Annotated in this window: 17 protein-coding genes; 5 read left to right on the top strand and 12 right to left on the bottom strand. The window is 47.5% G+C overall.

What is annotated here, in order from left to right:
* Window positions 1-121: 121 nt before the first annotated feature.
* Window positions 122-1,429 (bottom strand): putative ABC transporter permease, encoded by a 1,308-nt coding sequence (locus ACXMYH_RS04260; RefSeq protein WP_118529350.1) that lies wholly within the window; start codon window positions 1,427-1,429, stop codon window positions 122-124.
* 634 nt (window positions 1,430-2,063) lie between these two features.
* Between ACXMYH_RS04260 and ACXMYH_RS04255 the strand changes: the two genes are divergently transcribed.
* The gene (locus tag ACXMYH_RS04255; RefSeq protein WP_118529349.1) at window positions 2,064-3,497 is read left to right on the top strand and encodes an amino acid permease; all 1,434 of its coding nucleotides are present in this window, start codon (window positions 2,064-2,066) and stop codon (window positions 3,495-3,497) included.
* 115 nt (window positions 3,498-3,612) lie between these two features.
* On the opposite strand, the gene ACXMYH_RS04250 is transcribed toward ACXMYH_RS04255, so the two are convergent.
* From ACXMYH_RS04250 to gdhA, 4 genes are all read right to left on the bottom strand, one after another.
* On the bottom strand, window positions 3,613-4,356 hold the full coding sequence (locus ACXMYH_RS04250) for a zinc ribbon domain-containing protein (RefSeq protein ID WP_118529348.1): 744 nt from the start codon (window positions 4,354-4,356) through the stop codon (window positions 3,613-3,615).
* A 145-nt stretch (window positions 4,357-4,501) separates the two neighbouring features.
* Complete coding sequence (locus tag ACXMYH_RS04245) at window positions 4,502-5,683, bottom strand: M20 metallopeptidase family protein (RefSeq protein ID WP_117512827.1); 1,182 nt, start codon at window positions 5,681-5,683, stop codon at window positions 4,502-4,504.
* Between the two features lie 82 nt (window positions 5,684-5,765).
* Window positions 5,766-6,710 (bottom strand): D-2-hydroxyacid dehydrogenase, encoded by a 945-nt coding sequence (locus ACXMYH_RS04240; RefSeq protein ID WP_118529347.1) that lies wholly within the window; start codon window positions 6,708-6,710, stop codon window positions 5,766-5,768.
* A 443-nt stretch (window positions 6,711-7,153) separates the two neighbouring features.
* Complete coding sequence (gdhA, locus tag ACXMYH_RS04235) at window positions 7,154-8,506, bottom strand: NADP-specific glutamate dehydrogenase (protein WP_118529346.1); 1,353 nt, start codon at window positions 8,504-8,506, stop codon at window positions 7,154-7,156.
* Window positions 8,507-8,932: 426 nt separating this feature from the next.
* On the opposite strand from gdhA, the gene ACXMYH_RS04230 reads away from it, so the two are divergent.
* A complete protein-coding gene (locus ACXMYH_RS04230; protein WP_118529345.1) occupies window positions 8,933-10,243 on the top strand; it encodes a hypothetical protein in 1,311 nt (436 codons plus the stop codon).
* A gap of 119 nt (window positions 10,244-10,362) precedes the next feature.
* Here ACXMYH_RS04230 and ACXMYH_RS04225 read toward each other — a convergent pair whose 3' ends face one another.
* The 3 genes from ACXMYH_RS04225 to ACXMYH_RS04215 form a co-directional block, all read right to left on the bottom strand.
* A complete protein-coding gene (locus ACXMYH_RS04225) occupies window positions 10,363-10,797 on the bottom strand; it encodes a flavodoxin (protein WP_118298820.1) in 435 nt (144 codons plus the stop codon).
* 80 nt (window positions 10,798-10,877) lie between these two features.
* A complete protein-coding gene (locus ACXMYH_RS04220; protein WP_182426708.1) occupies window positions 10,878-11,465 on the bottom strand; it encodes a DUF3793 family protein in 588 nt (195 codons plus the stop codon).
* A gap of 22 nt (window positions 11,466-11,487) precedes the next feature.
* Window positions 11,488-11,769: a DUF2325 domain-containing protein gene (locus tag ACXMYH_RS04215; protein WP_118298822.1), complete on the bottom strand. Its 282-nt coding sequence runs from the start codon at window positions 11,767-11,769 to the stop codon at window positions 11,488-11,490.
* A gap of 516 nt (window positions 11,770-12,285) precedes the next feature.
* Between ACXMYH_RS04215 and ACXMYH_RS04210 the strand changes: the two genes are divergently transcribed.
* Window positions 12,286-12,669, top strand: a complete 384-nt coding sequence (locus ACXMYH_RS04210; RefSeq protein ID WP_118298823.1) for a metal-dependent transcriptional regulator — start codon at window positions 12,286-12,288, stop codon at window positions 12,667-12,669.
* 170 nt (window positions 12,670-12,839) lie between these two features.
* On the opposite strand, the gene ACXMYH_RS04205 is transcribed toward ACXMYH_RS04210, so the two are convergent.
* Window positions 12,840-13,091, bottom strand: coding sequence for a hypothetical protein (locus ACXMYH_RS04205; protein WP_405582461.1), 252 nt, complete (start codon window positions 13,089-13,091; stop codon window positions 12,840-12,842).
* Window positions 13,092-13,396: 305 nt separating this feature from the next.
* Entirely contained in the window at window positions 13,397-14,086 is a 690-nt protein-coding gene (locus ACXMYH_RS04200; protein WP_118529343.1) for a hypothetical protein, read from the bottom strand.
* Between the two features lie 458 nt (window positions 14,087-14,544).
* On the opposite strand from ACXMYH_RS04200, the gene ilvB reads away from it, so the two are divergent.
* On the top strand, window positions 14,545-16,167 hold the full coding sequence (ilvB, locus tag ACXMYH_RS04195; protein WP_118529342.1) for a biosynthetic-type acetolactate synthase large subunit: 1,623 nt from the start codon (window positions 14,545-14,547) through the stop codon (window positions 16,165-16,167).
* Between the two features lie 12 nt (window positions 16,168-16,179).
* Window positions 16,180-16,653 (top strand): acetolactate synthase small subunit, encoded by a 474-nt coding sequence (gene ilvN / locus ACXMYH_RS04190; RefSeq protein WP_118727895.1) that lies wholly within the window; start codon window positions 16,180-16,182, stop codon window positions 16,651-16,653.
* A gap of 247 nt (window positions 16,654-16,900) precedes the next feature.
* On the opposite strand, the gene ACXMYH_RS04185 is transcribed toward ilvN, so the two are convergent.
* Window positions 16,901-17,800, bottom strand: coding sequence for a ribokinase (locus ACXMYH_RS04185; protein ID WP_118529340.1), 900 nt, complete (start codon window positions 17,798-17,800; stop codon window positions 16,901-16,903).
* Window positions 17,801-17,919: 119 nt separating this feature from the next.
* Entirely contained in the window at window positions 17,920-20,559 is a 2,640-nt protein-coding gene (ppdK, locus tag ACXMYH_RS04180; protein WP_142410901.1) for a pyruvate, phosphate dikinase, read from the bottom strand.
* Window positions 20,560-20,726 lie beyond the last annotated feature (167 nt).

Raw genomic sequence — 20,726 nt, 5'->3', positions numbered from 1 at the left:
TACTCTCTCATAAAAACAACGGAAGCTGCCCCGGCAGTCCTCAAAAATGCGCGTTTTAAAAAGCAGCAGCTGATATTTGATCTGCTGCTGCTTTTCTTTATCCATCTTAACTTTTTCTCCCTTAATCCACCTTCAGCGCATTCGGATAGATCTTTTTCAACACGTCATCCCCATAATGCTCATCCATCTCCTGCTGCCAGGACGATGTCGCCGGGATTCCCTTTTCCCGTTCACTGCTCCGGATCAACGCCAGTCCGGAAACCGCCATATCCACACAGAAAAAGACAAGGAGCAGCCATGTCGCGATCTTTCCAAAGCGGATCGGGATCTTCTCGATCCAGGCGGACATCACCGGGTAAACACCTTTGATCCAGACAACCGCCGCGATCCCCCAGAAAAAACAGTACAGAAGGTTGATGCGCCCGCCAAGGTTAAACGGGATCTTACTGTAGTCCCAGAATACTTTTCCGAACATGATCTCCGTCATGACGCTGCAGGTATATTCATACGCGCCTCCTAAAAATGTGCCCATAAAGAACAGAAAGCGGTCCGAATATTTCCGGTAGCGGTACAAAAGCATCGTCGCCGCCGCGAGAGCCACTCCCCAGACGATACTGAACGGGCCCCAGACAAAACTGCTCCGGCTCATCCAGATTCCTGCCGTCAGCCGGCAGAAGATCGTCTCCACGATATCTCCCAAAAATGCGCCGACAACAAGCAAAAGTGCGATCTTATAGAAACAGAGTCCGTAGGCAAAGACGGTCTTTCTCTGCTCGGCCTCGGCCTGAAGCTCCCTGCGGTAAGCCGCTTCCGGGTACGCATTCTGGATCCTTCGGTCCACCCAGCCGTAGATCCTGCGCTCAAGTCTGGAACTCACACCGGTCAGCCAGGAGTCAACGCCCTGCCACTGGCGGATCCTCCGGCTTCTTCCGGACAGGATGCACAGAGTTGCCGCGACATCCAGGATCAGGATCCCGCTGAGGATCCAGATCACAAGATGGGCCGGAGTCATCGGGATCATCCGGAATACGTCAATCAGAAGCGGCGCTCCCCATCGCATGGTGACAAATCCCAGAACGCCCCAGATCACGGAGACCGGAAAGCAGATATAGCCATCCAGATTCCATTTCACATGAGAATAGTCCCACCAGCGCTCATGGTACATTTTTTCGATCACATGACCGGCGATCCATTCCGCCAGCGTGGAAAAGATCATACTTCCAAGAAACAGCCAGATCCCCCTGAGGTCTCTGCATACCAGCATCAGTGCAGATCCGGTAATTCCATAGATCACACAGAGCGGTCCGTTTACAAGGCCTCTGTTTACAAAGCGTTTCTGCCTCACCGCCGCTGTCACGGTCTCAAGAACCCAGCCGGAAAAGCTGTAGGCAAAAAACAGCCACAGCCACTCATATCCGGAATATCCCATCCTTCATCACCTGTCCTCTCTGTAATTTCACGGCTCCCACCGCATCAATAATATCCCGCAGACTTTTTCATTCCCTCATAGTCTTCCTCTTCTTTCTCTCATCTGATCCGCCTCTCCGGCTTCGTCTGAATAGATCTTTTACTATTTTACCACATAATCAGAAAACCGGAAATCCAATTTCCACAAAATAATCCCTGCATCCGCAGTTACAGTTTTCTTTTATTCTGTTTTTTTCCTATTTACCTACCAACATAAAGGATATTTTTGTAATATTTTCTCCTCCGGGATGGATCCGTCGGGAAATTTCTGATGGTATTCCGCATCCATTTCCGATTTTTCCGCCAATTTTTCACATTTGTCCGTATAGTAAAGACATTCAGATCTTGTTCTCTCTTACTTTTTCACTCCCCTTTTGTAATCTCCCTTTTATTTTTCCGGAATCCTGTTTTTTCCTTTATAATCTCATCTGAACTCTGCATTTTTTCACGTTGTATCCAGTTTTCGCAGAATTTTATTAACCGAATCTCATTTATTTCCTTATAATAAATGGTTCATCTTTTCAAAAATTTATGTTATACTAAACAAGTTCGTGTCAAACGGACAAATACAATTTTATATCAAAGGAAGGTCTCTTATGGAAAACACCAAGAAAATCGACTGGTACACCCTGGCCTTCATGGCATTCTCCACGGTTTGGGGATTCGGAAACGTGCTGAATGGCTTCGTTTACTTCAACGGAGTACAGGTAATCTTCAGCTGGATTCTGATGTTCGCTCTCTATTTCGTGCCTTATGCCCTGATGGTAGGTGAGCTCGGCTCCGCGTTCAAACAGTCCGGCGGCGGCGTGAGCTCCTGGATCCACGAAACGATCGGCCCGAAATGCGCTTATTACGCTGGCTGGACTTACTGGGCTTGCCATGTAACTTACATCGCAAGTAAAGGAAGCGGCGGATTAAAGGCATTAAGCTGGATGGTATTCCAGAACGGCTCCACTTACGACACATTCCCGACGATCGCTGTACAGATGGCAACACTCGCTGTCTTCCTGTTCTTCTGCTGGGTTGCAAGCCGCGGCTTAAACCCGTTAAAGAAATTAGCGACGATCGCTGGTTCCAGTATGTTCGTAATGTCCATCCTGTTCATCTTAATGATGTTCGCAGCACCGGTCATCAACCCGAACGGCGGTTTCGTATCTGCTGATTACACAGTAAAAGGTCTGATCCCGCAGTTCAACGTGAACTACTTCACATCCCTTTCCATCCTTGTATTCGCAGTCGGCGGATGCGAGAAGATCTCCCCTTATGTAAATAAGGTAAAAGATCCGTCCAAGGGATTCCCGAAGGGTATGATCATGTTAGCCGTTATGGTTATGGTCTGCGCGATCCTCGGAAGTATCGCGATGGGCATGATGTTTGATCCGGCTGTCATCAACGAGAGCACAGACAGCTTCAAGTCCTACGTTTCCAACGGCGCTTACTGGTCCTTCCAGAAGCTCGGTGAGTACTACCATGTTGGCAACCTCCTGCTCGTTATCTACGCAGCATGCAACGCCATCGGTCAGTTCTCCACACTTGTATTAAGTATCGACGCTCCGCTTCGTATACTTCTTGACAACGAGGACGCAAGACAGTTCGTTCCGTCCGGCCTCTTAAAGAAGAATGAGCATGGCGCATACATCAACGGTATCAAGATGGTTATCTGCTTATCCGGCAGCATCATCCTGATCCAGTCCTTCGTACCGGGTGCTGCATCCGTTCTGACTCAGTTAAACAAACTGAACTCTGTAACCATGCCGCTTCGTTACTTGTGGGTATTCGCAGCATACATTGCTCTCAGAAAATCCCTCAACAAGTTCAACCCGGAGTACAAATTTACAAAGAACCAGACAGTTGCCCTTGTTGCAGGCGGCTGGTGCTTCTTCGTAACCGCAGCTTGCTGTCTCCTCGGAATGTATGTTGAAGGCGATATCGCTTCCACAGCATTAAATGTAATCACACCGGTAGTGCTCACAGCACTTGGTCTGATCTTACCGGAGATCAAAAAGCAGGAAACTGCGAAAGCAAAATAAGTTTCATCTAAAAAAACGTGTGAAAATGAGTAATCATTCTTCACACGTTTTTTATTTACACAAACAACGAGCCAAAATCCACGCTTGCGCGATACCTTGGCGACTGTCTCTTTTTTCACACCTCTTCGATCCGGTGCAGCTCCCACACTCTCACATTCACCGGCTCAACAGCGCCTCCACAGTACGGGCAGACACGGTCTCCAAGTCCCGCGATCGGAGCCCCGCAATGCGGACAGCTGACGCCGATCGCAGTCTCTCCGTCCCTGATCTTCGTGATATCCTGGATATAGACGAGTTCCATATTAAAGCGGTGCTGCTCTTTTTCCCGCTCCACATTTTTCTTTTTATCCGGCGTCCTTAATGTATGCAGATACTCCACAGAGGACTGGATCCTGATCCTGCACTTTCCCGGGTTTTTGTCATATCTGGAGATCTCCGTCTGATGGACATGGATCGCGTCAAATTCTTCCCGGATCTCTTTCTCCTCCATCTCCTCGATCTTCAGGCGAACCTGATCTTTCAATGACAGGGACACGTTTCCAAGATAAGAAAGATCCCGGTGCTCCAAGGCCTCCAGATAGCCTTTTAGCTGATTTTCACACCTCTGTTTCCACTCCGGCCAGTGAAACTCCGGGAAATCCTTCTCGATCCGAGGAAGTTCCACCCTCGTCATTCCGGACACCGACTTCGGTGTATCGTCCTCCAGCGCTTCCTGACGTTTCAGCCCTTCGATCAGATTCGAGGTTCCGAAAAATTCCCGCGAAATCTGCCGGATCTTAAACATCACAAAAAAGAGAGCTCCGATCAGACCCAGCCCAGTCACGATCGCAACGATGAGGATCGCGTTTCCTGCTGTCATATCGTTTCCTCCTACTGTAAGGAATCCTCCAAACAGACCCCTTTCGTTATCGTGGTTTCACCATGTATTTTCAACTGCTGACCACATAGTCAAAACAGGGCAGCCTGCCAGAGTTTCACTCCAACCGCCGCCCTGAAATCACTTATTATTTATTTAAATAATCAATCGCAGTCTGCGCTAACAGAGAAGAACCTCTCCAGAGGATATCCTCGTCCACATCAAAACGGCTGTTATGTAACGGCCATACCGGATCCTGATCCTGTTTAGCGGTACCGAGCCATACAAACGCGCCTTTCTTCTCTTTCAGATAGAAGGAGAAATCCTCCGCCGGCATAGCCGGGAGTTTTACATCCACAACATCATCTTTGCCGAAGAGCTTGATTGCTGTATTGCGGATCAGCTCAGCGTCCTCCTCATGATTTACAAGTGCCGGATAGCCGTGGCCATAGTTGATATCAGCAGTTGCACCGGACTGTAAGCAGAGACCATCGAGAGTTTTTCTCATAGAATCCTCGATCATCGCGCGGGTGTCCTCATTTAATGTACGAACGGTTCCATCCAGTGTACAGTCACCTGCGATAATGTTGTATCTTGTTCCTGCGTTAAAAATACCGAATGTCACAACAGCATTGTCAAGCGGATCAACTTTTCTGCTGACGATGGTCTGTGCGGCCATAACGAACTGGGAACCGAGAACAACAGCGTCAATACCCTGATTCGGTTTTGCGCCATGGGCAGTCTTACCATGGATATTGATCGTAAAGTGGTCTGTTGCAGCCATTAACGGGCCTGCCTTCACCCCGATCTTGCCGTGCGGAAGATCCGGCCATACATGAAGACCGAATACAGCTTCCACATCATCCATATATCCGGAATGGAGCATTCCTCTGGATCCGCCAACCGGAGACATCTCCTCCGCAGGCTGGAAGATCAGTTTCACCGTTCCGGCGATCTCTTCTCTTCTCTCACAGAGAAGCATTGCAGCACCAAGAAGACCCGTCATGTGGTTGTCATGTCCGCAGGCATGCATAACACCGTCATTCTGGGACTTATAAGGAACCTCATTCATCTCCTGGATCTGTAATGCGTCCATATCCGCACGGAGAGCAACGACTTTACCCGGTTTCTTTCCCTTGATAACTCCGACTACACCGTATCCGCCGACATTTTCATATACTTCGTCGCATCCCATCTCCTTCAGATACTCTGCAACCTTCTTTCCGGTTCTTTCCTCATGCTGGGAAACCTCCGGGTGCATGTGAAAATCTCTTCTGATTTCAGATAATTTCGGCATGAAAGCCTTTGCTGACTCCGTAATTGTGCCCATTTTTATGTCCTCCTTATTTTTGAAGTCTTAATGAAAAGAACCCGGCGACAGTCCGTCTCCGGGTTCTTCTGAGTTCTCTGAATTATAAACCAAGAGCCTCTTTAACTTTAGCAACGATATGAACACCGATGTCCTTAGAAGCATCTACAGACTGAGCACCGATGTGCGGGGATACGATGAAGTTATCGCACTCGAACAGCGGGCTTGCGAATGTATCGTTACCTGTTAAGCCGCTGCCTGCAAGTTCGTTCTCCATAACGTCTGCTGCGTAGCCGCCGATTCTGCCCTCTTTCAGAGCTTCATACATATCAGCCTCGTTTACGATACCGCCACGGCTCATGTTAAGAACAACAGCGCCGTCTTTCATCTCAGCGATGGATTTCTTATTGAAGAGATTCTTTGTCTCCGGTGTCAGCGGTACATGGATAGAGATGAAATCAGCAACCTTGATCAGCTCGTCGATAGAAGCCTTTGTTGCGCACTGCTGCTTAAATACGTCGTCCGGAAGGAACGGATCGTAAGCAACGATGTTCATCTTGAATGCACGGCCAAGCTCACCTACACGCTGACCGATACGGCCAAAGCCCATGATACCAAGAGTCTTGCCTCTCAGCTCGCGGCCTTCGAATTTATATTTATCCCACTCGTGTTTTACTTTTACATCGTAGTTTGCTACGAATGTTCCACGGGAGATATCTAACATCTTGGAGAATGTCAGCTCAGCAACTGCGTTTGCATTTAAGCCCGGTGCGTTGAATACCTGGATTCCTTTGGATTTTGCGTAATCCATATCGATGTGGTTTAAACCAACAGAGCAAACACCGATAACCTTTAAGTTCTTTGCAGCATCGATGATCTCTTTGTCGATCTTCGGGTCTACACGCATGATCAGGACATCAACATCACCGATCTCTGCAATAAGCTCCTCTTTGCTGCACGGAAGATTAGCAGCTGTCTTAACATTCATAACTTTGCTGAGTTCCTCAGCGATTCCACCCCATACTTTGTCGATAATAAGACAATTCATAATAAAAAACTCTCCTTTCAGGACAATGTTCCTTTCCTCCATCAACCACATGGAGGATCATACCCCGTACTCATCTATCTTACTTGAAGTACATTATTTTGTAAAGTATTTTCGCGAATTTGATTTATTTTCTTAATAAAGAATATTTTATTCCCATTGAGCATTTTGTGAATAAAATGTTCTTTTTCCCCGCTTCTGCTTTACTGTTTTTCTCTCACAGACAAATATCCGGAATCTGCACCAAACATTCCCATATATTTCATTTTTCTGCAAAAACAAACAGTAAATTCTCTCATCAGCAGTAATTCTGATCCATTTTCCAATAAATCAGAAAAGGGATGCCGTCGGGCACACTCCCCGACAGCATCCCCTATATTCAGTACCTAGTGCCCTTATGCAGTTTTTAGAAACCGCGGGCTTCGATATCCGAGGTTCGCTTCAAACTACCAAGCGATACCCTGAGCCATCATAGCATCTGCAACCTTCTGGAAACCAACCATGTTAGCACCTGCAACCAGGTTGTAACCAAGGCCGTACTTCTCAGCGCACTCAGCAGAACCATCATGGATCTCTGTCATGATCTGATGAAGCTTATCATCAACTTCCTTAGCTGTCCAGGAGATTCTCTCGCTGTTCTGGCTCATCTCGAGAGCAGATACAAGAACACCACCAGCGTTAACAGCCTTAGACGGAGCAACAACCATGTTCTTCTGATCCATTAAGAATCTAAGAGCTTCGTTTGTTGTCGGCATGTTAGCAACTTCGATGTAGTACTTGATGTTGTTAGCAACGATTCTCTTAGCCTGTGTAAGGTCTACATCGTTCTGTGTAGCACACGGCATGATGATATCAACTTTCTCGCCCCACGGCTTGTCTCCAGCTACGAACTTGCAGCCGAACTTGTCAGCGTAGTCCTGAACTTTGTTACGTCCAGAAGCTCTCATCTCAAGCATGAAGTCGAATTTCTCTTTTGTTGTAATTCCATCCGGATCATAGATGTATCCATCCGGGCCAGAAAGTGTAACAGGCTTAGCACCTAACTCAGTTAATTTCTGTACAACGCCCCAAGCTACGTTACCGAAACCAGCAACTGCAACTGTCTTACCCTCTAATGTGTCATGCTCATGTTTCATAACAGACTCAAGGTAGTAAACAGCACCGAAACCTGTAGCTTCCGGACGAATTAAGGAACCACCGAAGGAACGAGCCTTACCTGTTAATACGCCGTTCTCGTAAGCTCCTCTAAGTTTTCTGTACTGACCGAACAGATAACCGATCTCACGTCCGCCAACACCAAGGTCACCAGCCGGAACATCGACATCCGGACCGATGTGACGATATAACTCTGTCATGAATGCCTGGCAGAATCTCATAACTTCTCTATCGCTCTTGCCGTTCGGATCGAAGTCGGAACCACCCTTAGCGCCGCCGATCGGAAGTGTTGTTAAGCTGTCTTTGAATGTCTGCTCGAAACCTAAGAATTTCATGATGGAAAGGTTTACGCTCGGTGCGAATCTTAAACCTCCCTTGTACGGTCCAATTGCTCCGTTGAACTGTACACGGTAACCTGTATTTACATGAATGTTTCCGTTGTCATCCTCCCACGGAACACGGAACTCGATAACTCTCTCCGGGATTACCATTCTCTCAAGAAGGGCAACCTTCTCATACTCCGGATGTGCATCTACAACCGGACCTAAGGAAGATAATACTTCTTCTACAGTCTGGCAGAACTCCGGCTCGTTAGCGTATTTAGTTTTTACGTCCTCAATTACCCTCTCAACATACTTGCTCATCTCGCAAATACCTCCTTAAATGTTGGTTCTTAAACCCCTGTGCCATTTTGCACTAATAAAAGACTTTCCTTTGCTCGTGAGTCTCAACCAAGTCCTTAATTGGATTTCCGAGAAAACTTTTGTATCTTTTGTATATACAGTTTAAATACCATATATAATACGTTGTTTTCACTATGTATACAGGATTTCTCGCTGCATCACGTGATCCGAAAGCTTCTGTATTTCCCTCAATACGGATCTTTCGAATCCCTTGATTTATTTAAGACTCATTTTGCTTACGTCCTTTATTTGTCTTTATTCTAACATACCCTTTTGACTTTGTCAACAATCTGTGGTACGATTCTTACAAAAGCCGATTTATCGACATAGCTGTCGTTAATAGCATGTCTTTATATCATTTTTTCATATATAAAAGGAGGTTCGGCCATGATCAGTATCAGCATCATAAGTCCTTTAAAATCAATGGCTGTCATCGATAAAGCGATCGAACACAACGATTTCGGATGCGTATTTCACAAGTATGTCTACGAGAGTCTGGAGGAAATTAAGGACATATATGACCAGTGTAAAGACATCTCGGATGTCCTCTTCTTCTCCGGTGAGCTCGGATATTCCTATATTCTGACGCATGTGGACGACCTGAAAGTCCCCTGCACCTTTATTTCCTATACGGAGAAGACGCTCCTGTCCATTCTTTTAAATTTCGTGATCCATTACCCTGATGTTCCGCTGAACAGACTTTATATCGATTTTCTGACTCCGGTCAATGATTTCATGAATCTGAAAAAATACCTGGATCCGGAGCACATGCCCTACTGCTTTGAAAATCCCGTCTATAATTATGAGACATTAAAGGAACGCGCCGTAGAGCTGTGGAAAGAGAAAAAGATCGATATGATGTTTACGAGAACGACCAATCAGCTGGAGGTCCTCAATAAGCTCCAGATCCCGTACATCCACTTTCTTCCGACCGAGGAGATGGTCCGCGACTCGATCCGCCACGCGGTAAACTCCATCCGCTTAAAGCAGAAAAGCCAGCTCAACAAGCTCGTGATCCTCATAAAGCTTGTCTATCCGGATAATATTTCTTCCCAGGACAGGGAATATCTGGAGATCACGCTGCACAAATATCTCCTAGATTTCCGGAAGGAATACAATTACGATTTCGTCATTCACGCCGTCTCTAACCGGTTCGAGCTCGCTCTCGACAGTGATCTCTATAAGAGCAGTTTCAGCAGGATCCAGGATCTCATCGCTTTCCTGGACCAGAAGGGCGACCTCGAATTCCGTCTCGGTGCCGGATTCGGAAAATCACTGGGCGAAAGCCATTATCAGGCAGATCTCGCACTGCAGGAAGCAGTCAAATACGGAAAGAACGATGGTTTCGTCATCTCCGGCGAGGACAACGCTCTCACAGGACCGCTCTCCCTCACCAGATCCTTAAACTACAGTTATTCCAACACGAAAGCGCTTGATTACTCCCAGAAGAATGGGATCAATGAGAGTAATCTCTTAAAGATCGTCGGTCTCTTCCAGATGGATAAAGACACGGTCATGACAGCCGCCTCCCTCTCCCAGTGGCTCAATATCACAAGCCGCAGCTGCAACCGGATCCTTCAGCAGCTTCTCGACTCCAATTTAATAGAAGAGATCGAGTCGCAGAAGCAGGAGGGAAAAGGCCGTCCGACAAGGCAGTACCGGTTCTGCAAGGGCAATTTTATACGGACGTTTTTCTGATCTTCATGCCAAATGCATGGAAACAAAAAAGACACAGCCGGGACTGCATCCTCTCCCGGCTGTGTCTTTTTATCTTCCTATTAGAATATTTCCCGGCACACTTCTTTGCAGTTGCTCTCTTATGCTAATGCAGCGAGCTCTTTTCCAAGTGCCTTGCAGTTTGCAAGTGCATCGTCATCCGGTGTTTCCTGGCAGATCACGCCCTCACCACCGACAACAGTTGCGCCTGCAGCTTTCATTCTGTCTTCCCAGTCTCTCATCCACTGGCCGTCTCCCCAACCATAGGAACCGAACAGACCGATCTTCTTGCCAGCTGCGAAAGCCTCAACTTCTGTTACGAACGGCTCCATCTCGCCTTCCTCAAGAACCTCAGCTCCCATTGCCGGGCATCCGAGTGCGAAAGCGGAAGCTTCCTTTAAGTCATCCATGGAAACGGAAGAGATATCTGTGACAACAGCCTCTTTTCCTGCCTCTGTGATTCCTTCGCCGACTGCTGCAGCCATAGCAGCTGTATTTCCTGTCTGGGACCAGTATGCAACAATAACCTTATCCATTTTTGATTTCCTCCTGAAATTTGTTTTGCGGTAACCCGGACCTCGCCGTCCGCCGCTTTTATAATTGGAACCGGCGGTATTTAAGATGCCGCCAGGATATCCCTGATTTCATTCCCGTTTCCGGTCATGCCGATCACATAATCTCTCGCCTGATCATAAGCTTCAAATGTTTTTAATGTATCTTCCAGATTTCCATATACTTTCCAGTATCCGGAGTACAGAAAATCTCTGCCTTCTTTTTCGATAAATCCTTCCACATCCACCGGCGGATAGCCGAGGACAAGTCCGATCTCATGCGGAAATCCGCGCTTTCCGTTCATATGATCCTGATAAGCATCCGCGATCCTGTTCAAAGTTTCTTCCAGATCCGGATTTTCATACCCGAAAGATGTCATCAGTTTTTTTACATCTTCGCGCTCCAGGTATGCCGCAAGCATTCCCGGACGATATAAAAGGATGGACAATCTTCCCTGAAATTCGTAGAGCACTCTGCAGCAGACCGGTGATCCTTCAAAGATCCGGAGCACTTCCTCTTTCTGATCTGAGCGCACATTCAGGAGATTTGATAATTTGATCCCTGTGAGAAGCGGCGCGCACTGCAAAACAACCTGCTTCTTCGTTCCGTTCACCGGGAGCTTCTGTACTGCCCCGAAGATCTCTTCGCTCATGCGTATACCGCCTTTCTGAACATCACGCGCTATGCTTTTCGAGGATTTCAGCCAGTGCTGTTCCGCTGCTCGTATGACAGCGGACGATATCGGTACGGTCCTCATCCACCTCGTCCAGTACGCAGCGTACCATCTTGTGGGATACCGTATTTGTAAACAGGATCAGAAGATCCGGTCTTCCGATCAGCTTATCGAGTCCTGTCTTCATCTGGGTAAAAACTTTCGCTTTATATTTATGATTTTCACAAATTTCTTTATACTGTCTGACCATGCGGTCATGTCCGCCGATAATAACAACGCTCATGTAATATTCCTCCTTTGCTTAAAGGTTAGCTCCGTCTAACTGATGATATAAGGTTAGCATAAACTAACTTTAATGTCAATATCTGCTATTGAGAGTTTTTCTCATTAGTTAGTTTTAGCTAATCGTATGCTCCTATCGCATTTATCCCGCCACGCGAAATGGCAGCGAACAGCCCGATCACTCATGCTGCCGATCCGGACTTTTCGGTTCAAAAATCTTTATAGATTTTCAAAAACAAGTGGAATTAACTTTGACTCAGTCCATATCTTGTGTTATAGTAGAAGGACGAATTATAACTGTTCAACAGGTCTGCACTCGTTGCAGTACACGGGCACTCCATGCCCGTGAAAAGGCAACCTTGCACACACGTTATGCTGACTGTGATAAGACATGAACAGGAAGATAAAAATCCTGTAAGCTTCGTTTAACTGACTGACACCTGCAGACGCAGCTCTGTTTAATCCGGAGATTTCCGGCACAAAGCTGCATGATGTTCCAATATATGGGGGTAATTATTTGAAAATCCAGGAATCCGCTGAAAACTATCTTGAGACAATTTTAATGTTAAGTGAAAAACAGCCGTATGTGCGTTCTATCGATATCGCGACCGAGCTCGGCTTCTCGAAACCAAGCGTCAGTGTCGCAATGAAAAATCTCCGGGTCAACAATCTGATCCTGGTAAATGACGAGGGACACATTACACTGACCGACGAAGGCCGCCGGATCGCCGAGACGATCTATGAGCGCCACACGGCCCTCTCCAAATGGCTGATGGACCTCGGAGTCAGTGAAAAGACAGCTCTCGAGGACGCGTGCCGTATCGAGCACGATATCAGTGCTGAGAGCTTTGCGGCGATCAAGGAACATATTAAGAAATATTCTTCTGAAGCGAAGAATTGAGTAATGTAAAACTTCTCTCGAAAGTTCCATTTTCATTATGAACGTCCTTAAAAATGTCTGAAATGCAATTCAACAAAAAAGCGCAGCGATCACAGACTCCAATAAGTCCATGATCCTGCGCTTTTTATTGCCGCGCGCGATTTCCCGCACACTTTTCTTTTTATTGCTCCTCAGTCCTTATAAGCGAATCCCGCAAAGGACAGCTCGCATCCGCCTGCCACGCGGCGGAAAATATTTACAACCGTACTCATCACATCGATAAACACATTGTCCTTCGTCTCAACTCTGACCCGGCTGCGGTCATCAATGATCTCGGCATCCCGGATATCCGGAAGTTCCAGGACTTCCCGCATGATCTCCGATGCCTCCTGCTCCGAAATCTTCTTTGAAAGCTGATAAAATCTTCCCATGATCTGCTCCATTTCCCTCCCGCAGGAGTTGCGTTAAAAGCGGCCGTTCCCATCGGAAGTTTTTCATATGATCCGGGTGGATCGCGAGCCGTTTGTTAGGTGCTGCTAACTATTTTTATCATACACCTTTTTGCAGAAAATGGAAGATTCTTATTGAGAACTTTTCTCATTTAAGTAAATTATCATTTATGACATGCAATTTTTTTACACACACACTATGGCGACATTTTACCGATATTTCGCATTTCAGATCCGTAGAATATCTGAACACAGGGCTTTTCCTGCCATGACTTTTCCAGAATCTTTATAGTGCAGTACTATTTCACCCACACACCACTTGCATTGACCTTATATCCATCCGGAGTTGTCGTATTCGTCAGCATATATCCGTCAGAGCCCATATAGTACCAGAGTCCGCTCACCGGCGACTGGAACCAGGCATTTGTGAGGTAGCCGCCGGACTTTTTGTCCACCCACCAGCCTTTGGAATTGCTCTTCCACTGGTAGAGAGCACCTTTGCTGTAGAGGTACATATTGGAGAGCACACCTGACGCGCAGACATTATTGATCACAAATCTCTGTCTCCATGTCTTTCCGTCGGAATCCTTCGCCTGGATTTCAAAGACACCGGCCTGTCCTGTGTAGGAGGACTTTCCTTCCGACTTTCTCGCGTTCCAGTCCAGTGTATACTGGAGAGTACCGCCTTTCTTTACCGTTCCGAGAGACGCGCTGAAATCCCGGATCGGATTTCCCATCCCATCATATGCCCTTACCGTATAAGTCGCACTCGCTGCCGCCTCCGTAAACGTCACGACGGTTCCTCTCTTCACGATCGGCGCATCCTCCGTCTCTTTCTTTCCCGATGTATTTGTCACAGTCACATTCGTCGTCCCCACATAGGAACTGTCTGCACTCTCAACTCTCCAGGTAAATCCGGCAAACGCCGTGATCTGGAATGCCGCCGCGAAGATGCAGGCGAAGATAGCTGTCTTGATCGATTTTTTCATAGCGATCCACCTCACTTAAATTTAGCACTCATTCCATTATAGCTTATCTCCGAACGAAATGCAACTTGACGAGTCTTACGCTTCTCTTATGAAAAAGTGGCAAAATGAGGGCGGAAGGAAATGACATGAGAAAATATTCTTTGAATCTTGAAACCACTTTCGTCGGGAGTTTGACACTTGTCTAAACTCCCGTTCTGTCAGATTTTTTATTTCATTTTATCGTATTTTCCAAACTTTACCAGTCAATCATAACATACTTTCCTTTTCGCTTCAAGTTCGCAGGTTTCCCCATAAAATCCTGCAAAATGCCCTTTCTCCCGCCCTTTCACATTGACATCCCCTCTCAGTATGCGATATAATTCTTATTAACTATCTTCAAAGATTTTAAAGGGCAAAATCATCATTTTTTTGCCCCCAGACATCTTTTAAACGCTTACTTGAGGGGGTATATTAAGTTTATGAATGGTGCAGAAGCTATGGTAAAATGCCTCGAGGAAGAGGGGATCACCAGGATCTTCGGATATCCGGGAGTTGCGATTTCTCCTTTTTATGAGGCCTTATATAATGCCGGTACGATCGAGCACGTTCTCGTCCGCCAGGAACAGGCTGCCGGACACGCCGCAAGCGGCTACGCACGTATTTCCAGAAAGGCTGCTGTCTGTGTAACTTCTTCCGGTCCAGGTGCGACAAACCTGATCACAGCTCTCGCGACTGCCTACGCCGACAGTATTCCGCTGATCGCGATCACCGGTCAGGTAAATTCGAACCTTTTAGGCCGTGATGTGTTCCAGGAAGCCGATATGCGCGGCTCCACAGAATCTTTTGTAAAATACAGCTACCTTGTAAAAAGCGCCGATGATATTCCTCGTATCTTCAAGGAGGCTTTCTATATCGCTTCCACAGGAAGAAAAGGTCCGGTCCTCATCGACATCCCGTGTGATGTCCAGATGGACCTCTTAAAGAAATCCTTCGACTATACGTCCGAGGTCAATATCCGCGGATACAAGCCGAGCACAAAGGGAAACAACCCGCAGATGCATAAAGTAGTCGCAGCGATCAACAAGGCGAAAAAGCCGTTGATCTGTGCCGGCGGCGGCGTGATCCTCGGAAATGGTGAGGAATGTGTCCGCCAGTTCTGCGAGAAAAACAATATCCCGCTTGTCACAACGATGATGGGAATCGGTGTCATGCCGAAGAACCACCCGCTCTACTTCGGTATGCTCGGAAACAACGGAAAACCTTACGCAAACCGCGCGGTCGCAAACAGTGACCTTCTGATCATCGCGGGCGCAAGGATCGCAGACCGCGCCGTTCCGAAGCCGGAAAACCTGGAACAGCAGGTCAACATCATCCACATCGATATCGATACCGCTGAGATCGGCAAAAACCTTGGACCGACGATCCCACTGGTCGGCGATATCAAGAATATTTTCGACCGCCTCCTGCAGGAGAATATCTCCATCGACACGACACAGTGGATCGAGACACTCCACGATATCAAGAAGAGTACCGTTGACCACCGTGTTTTCAGTGACAAGCTCGTAAATCCGATGCTCTTAGTCCAGCATCTCTCCGAGAAAATGGATGATGACGCGATCTATGTTGCCGATGTCGGACAGAACCAGCTCTGGTCCGCCGACAACTATGTGATGAAAAACGGCCGTTTCCTCACGAGCGGCGGTATGGGAACTATGGGCTACTCGATCCCGGCTGGAATCGGAGCGAAGATGTGTACTCCGGACAAGCAGGTCGTCGTTGTCTGCGGTGACGGTTCCTTCCAGATGTCCATGTACGAGCTTGGAACCATCGCAGTAAACAAGGTCCCGATAAAGATCCTTGTCATGAGAAACCACTATCTCGGTCTCGTCCGTGAGCATCAGGAAAAGACTTACGAGGAACATTATTTCGGTGTCCAGCTCTACGATTATCCGAAATATGCCGAAATCGCCGCTGCCTACGATATGGAATATTTCCACTGCGACAGCAACGAAACTCTTGACGCGGAGCTCGACCGTTTCCTCGCCTGCGACAAAGCATGCCTCATGGTCTGCGAAGTCGACAGCCACAATAATACGAAATAAGGAGAACGCAAGATGAAAGGTATTTTTTCTGTACTTGTAGAAAATAAAGACGGTGTTCTCTCCCAGATATCCGGTCTCTTTGCGAGAAGAGGCTTCAACATCGACAGCCTTGCCGTAGGTGAGACCGAACGCCACGATATTTCCAGCATGACGATCGTCTCCACCGGCGACCAGCGCACGGTCGATCAGATCGAGAAACACTTAAACAAAAAGCTTGACGTGATCAAGGTGCGCCGCCTTGAAGAGAACCGCAGCGTCCTTCTCGAGATGATGCTCATCAAGGTCTCCTACTCTGCGGCAAACCGCAGTTCCCTGATCGAGCTCTGCAGCGTCATGGGTGCAAAGATCGTCCACGTCTCCCCGAAGAGCATGGTCATTGAGTTCCATGCCGCTCCGGATGTGATCACGGACTTTATCGAGCTTGTGAGAAGCTTCGGGATCCTGGAGCTCCAGAGGACTGGAACGATCTGTATGTCAAAAGACTGATTCCCCATTATCGCGACAGCCGTCAGGGTCTCGCGCAGGCGCGGATTTTGGCTCGTTGTTCACGTAAATCAAAAAATGTCATGAACGGAAGCTTTTTACTCAATGCTTTCTTTCATGACATTTTTTATAGCTCTTCAGCTGATTGCTGCAAACAGTGATACCGCTATTTATAACTTTCTGACGATACCGGATATTTTCGATGCCAACATCCGAATGCAGCTGTCAATGACAGATCCGTAAGTCCCTTTTAGCTGCGCTCTGCCATAAATTTCTCCACTTCTTCATATGTAGGGATGCTCGGCGCCGCTCCACTCCTGCTGACCGCGATCGCGCTTGCCGCACTCGCCGTTTTTAGGATTTCCGGGATCTCTTTTCCTTTTGTGAGTCCCGAAAGGAAATATCCACAGAACGTATCCCCTGCCGCGGTCGTATCCACTGCTTTTACCTTATAGATTTCCTGTTTAAAGCACCGGGTTTCATCAAAATACCAGGAACCTTTTTCTCCCAACGTCAGGACAAAAGCTGCTTTCGGATATTTTTCCTTTAATTTTCCCATGATCGTTTCCGGCTCTTCACTCTCTGCACCGGAAATTTCTTTCCCCTCGATCTCGTTGAGAATAAAATAATCGATAAGATCCATCGGGATCGTCTTCAGATTCTCATTGATTGGTGATGGATTCAGGGCAATCTTTGCCCCGGCTTTCTTCGCCTGCTCCACGGCATATCCCACATTGGAGATCTCATTCTGGAGAAGGACGATATCTCCTTCACTGATTTCCCTTAGAGCATCGTCGATCATGCCCATTGAGACAGCATCATTTGCTCCCCCGCAGATAATGATATTGTTCTGCCCGTTTTTGTCCACCTGGATCACGGCATGACCGCTTGCTCCTGAAAGAATCTTCGTTTTTCCTGTATGAACTCCGGAAATTCTAAGAATTTCCAGAAGCATTCCTCCGTCAGATCCCACAGCACCTGCATGGTGTACCTCCGCTCCGGAACGCGCAGCGGCGATCGACTGATTCAATCCCTTACCTCCGCAGGCCTCAGAATATGTATGCACTTTGATCGTCTCCCCCGGCTGGACAAAATGTTCCACACCGTAAATCCGATCGATGTTCAAAGAACCGATATTGATAATTTTCATAACATTCTCCCCGGGATCTCCCGAAAACTCTTTTGTCAAAAATCCCCCAGAATCGCTTCCGGGGGATTTTATCTTTTCATTTATAATGATACAGATTTTCGTTCTGCGTCAGTCAGATCCTATTTGTAACCTTTCTCATGAAGAGCAGCCTGTGCAGCAGCAAGTCTTGCGATCGGTACACGGAACGGTGAGCAGCTTACGTAGTTTAAGCCAACCTTGTGGCAGAACTCTACGGAAGACGGATCTCCACCGTGCTCGCCACAGATACCGCACTTTAACTCCGGACGTGTTGCGCGTCCTTCTTTAACAGCGAGTTCTACGAGACGGCCAACACCAGTCTGGTCAAGTCTTGCGAACGGATCAGACTCGTAGATCTTTGCTTTGTAGTAAGAATCAAGGAACTTACCGGCATCATCACGGGAGAAGCCGAATGTCATCTGTGTCAGGTCGTTTGTACCGAAGGAGAAGAACTCAGCTTCCTCAGCGATCTGGCCTGCAGTAAGAGCTGCACGCGGGATCTCGATCATTGTACCGATGTGGTACTGCATATCGGAGCCTTTCTCTTTCTTAACCTGCTCAGCAACTTCAACAACGATATCTTTCACGAATTTGAGCTCTTTCTTCTCGCCAACGAGCGGGATCATGATCTCCGGAATGATATCATATCCATCTTCTTCTTTTACTTCGATCGCAGCTTCCATGATCGCACGTGTCTGCATCTTTGCAAGCTCCGGATAGGTAACTGCAAGACGGCATCCACGATGACCCATCATCGGGTTGAACTCATGAAGCTCATCGCATTTCTTCTTGATCTCGTCAACAGTCTTGCCCATATCTTTTGCAAGCTCTGCCATCTCTTCCTCTGTCTTAGGAGTGAACTCATGCAGCGGCGGATCTAAGTAGCGGACTGTCATTGGTCTGCCCTCGAGCGCCTTGTACATAGCCTTGAAATCGCTCTTCTGGTACGGAAGGAGTTTGCTTAACGCTTCCTCTCTTGCCTCTACAGTATCGGAAACGATCATTCTTCTTAAGTTGTGGATTCTCTCCGGATCAAAGAACATATGCTCAGTACGGCAAAGACCGATGCCCTCTGCACCAAGTTTTACAGCGTTCTTTGTATCAGCCGGTGTATCAGCGTTTGTGCGGACGCCAAGTTTTCTGAAGGAGTCAGCCCAATCCATGATTCTCTTGAAGTTTCCGCCTACGGATGCTTCCTGAGTCTTGATATCGCCGTTGTAGATCTTACCTGTTGTACCATCTAAGGAGATGTAGTCTCCCTCGTGGAAGGTATGTCCGCCGAGTGTGAATTCTTTCTTCTCCTCGTCGATCTTGATCTCGCCGCAACCGGATACACAGCAGGTACCCATACCACGGGCAACAACAGCTGCGTGGGATGTCATACCGCCGCGGACTGTTAAGATACCCTGTGCAGCGTGCATTCCTTCAATATCCTCCGGGGATGTCTCAAGACGAACTAAGATAACTCTCTCGCCCTTGCCGCCGATACCAGCTGCCTTCGCGTCATCTGCTGTGAAGCAAACTTTACCAGCTGCAGCACCCGGGGAAGCCGGAAGAGCCTGTCCGATCACTTCGCCTGCCTTTAACGCAGCCGGATCGAAGGTCGGATGTAATAACTGATCAAGGGATTTCGCTTCGATTCTGCAAACAGCTTCCTCAGGAGTGATCTGTCCCTCATCTACTAAATCGCATGCGATCTGGATTGCAGCCGGAGCAGTTCTCTTACCGTTACGTGTCTGTAAGAAGTAGAGCTTGCCTTCCTCGATCGTGAACTCCATATCCTGCATGTCGTGGAAATGGTTCTCAAGCTTCATAGCCAGTTCCATGAACTGTTTGTAGCACTCCGGAAGATCTTTCTCAAGCTGAGTGATCGGCTGCGGTGTACGAACACCGGCAACAACGTCCTCGCCCTGTGCATTGATCAGATACTCACCGAAGATGCCCTTTGCACCTGTGGATGGGTTACGGGTGAACGCAACGCCTGTACCGGAGGTATTTCCCTTATTACCGAATACCATGGTCTGTACGTTTACTGCGGTACCCCAGTCACCCGGAATATCATTCATACGACGGTAAACGATCGCACGCGGGTTGTCCCAGGAACGGAATACTGCTTTTACAGCGCCCATTAACTGTTCCTTCGGATCCTGCGGGAACTCTTCGCCGTTCATAGCCTCTTTGTATACAGCTTTGAACTTCTCAGCGAGTTCCTTTAAATCGTTAGCGTCTAACTCTGTATCATAGTGAACGCCTTTTGCTTCCTTCATCTCATCGATGATCTTCTCGAAGTAGGACTTCGGAACTTCCATAACAACGTCGGAATACATCTGGATGAATCTTCTGTAGGAGTCATATGCGAAACGCGGATTTCCTGTCTTCTTTGCGAAGCCCTCAACCGCTACATCGTTTAAACCAAGGTTTAAGATGGTGTCCATCATACCCGGCATGGATGCACGCGCACCGGAACGTACAGATACGAGCAACGGATCTTCTGTATCACCGAATTTCTTTCCATTTACGCCCTCGAGCCATGTAAGAGCTTCGAAGATCTGGTCCTGGATCTCTTTTGTGATCTGCTTTCCGCTGTTATAGTAATCTGTGCAGGCTTCTGTTGTTACTGTGAATCCCTGCGGAATCGGCATACCGAGATTTGTCATCTCAGCAAGGTTACAACCTTTGCCGCCGAGAAGATTTCTCATAGCTGCACTGCCTTCTTCAAACTTATAAACCCACTTTGCCATAAGTTGTTATTCCTCCTAGAATTAGATTTAGCTTAGACTTAAGATGTCTGTGGCTGCCCTCATTTCTTTGCTCCCCTTGCGGTACCCCCCATGCCCCATCACACGATCTCTGGTTTTAGAGATTTCGCACAAAAAAATTGAGTGTCGGAAAAAAGGTCTGTACATAT

The organism is Pilosibacter sp. NGB245 (assembly GCF_057397225.1).
The sequence above is the reverse complement of the archived record's forward strand: the minus strand, read 5'-3'. Positions and strand labels throughout refer to the sequence as shown.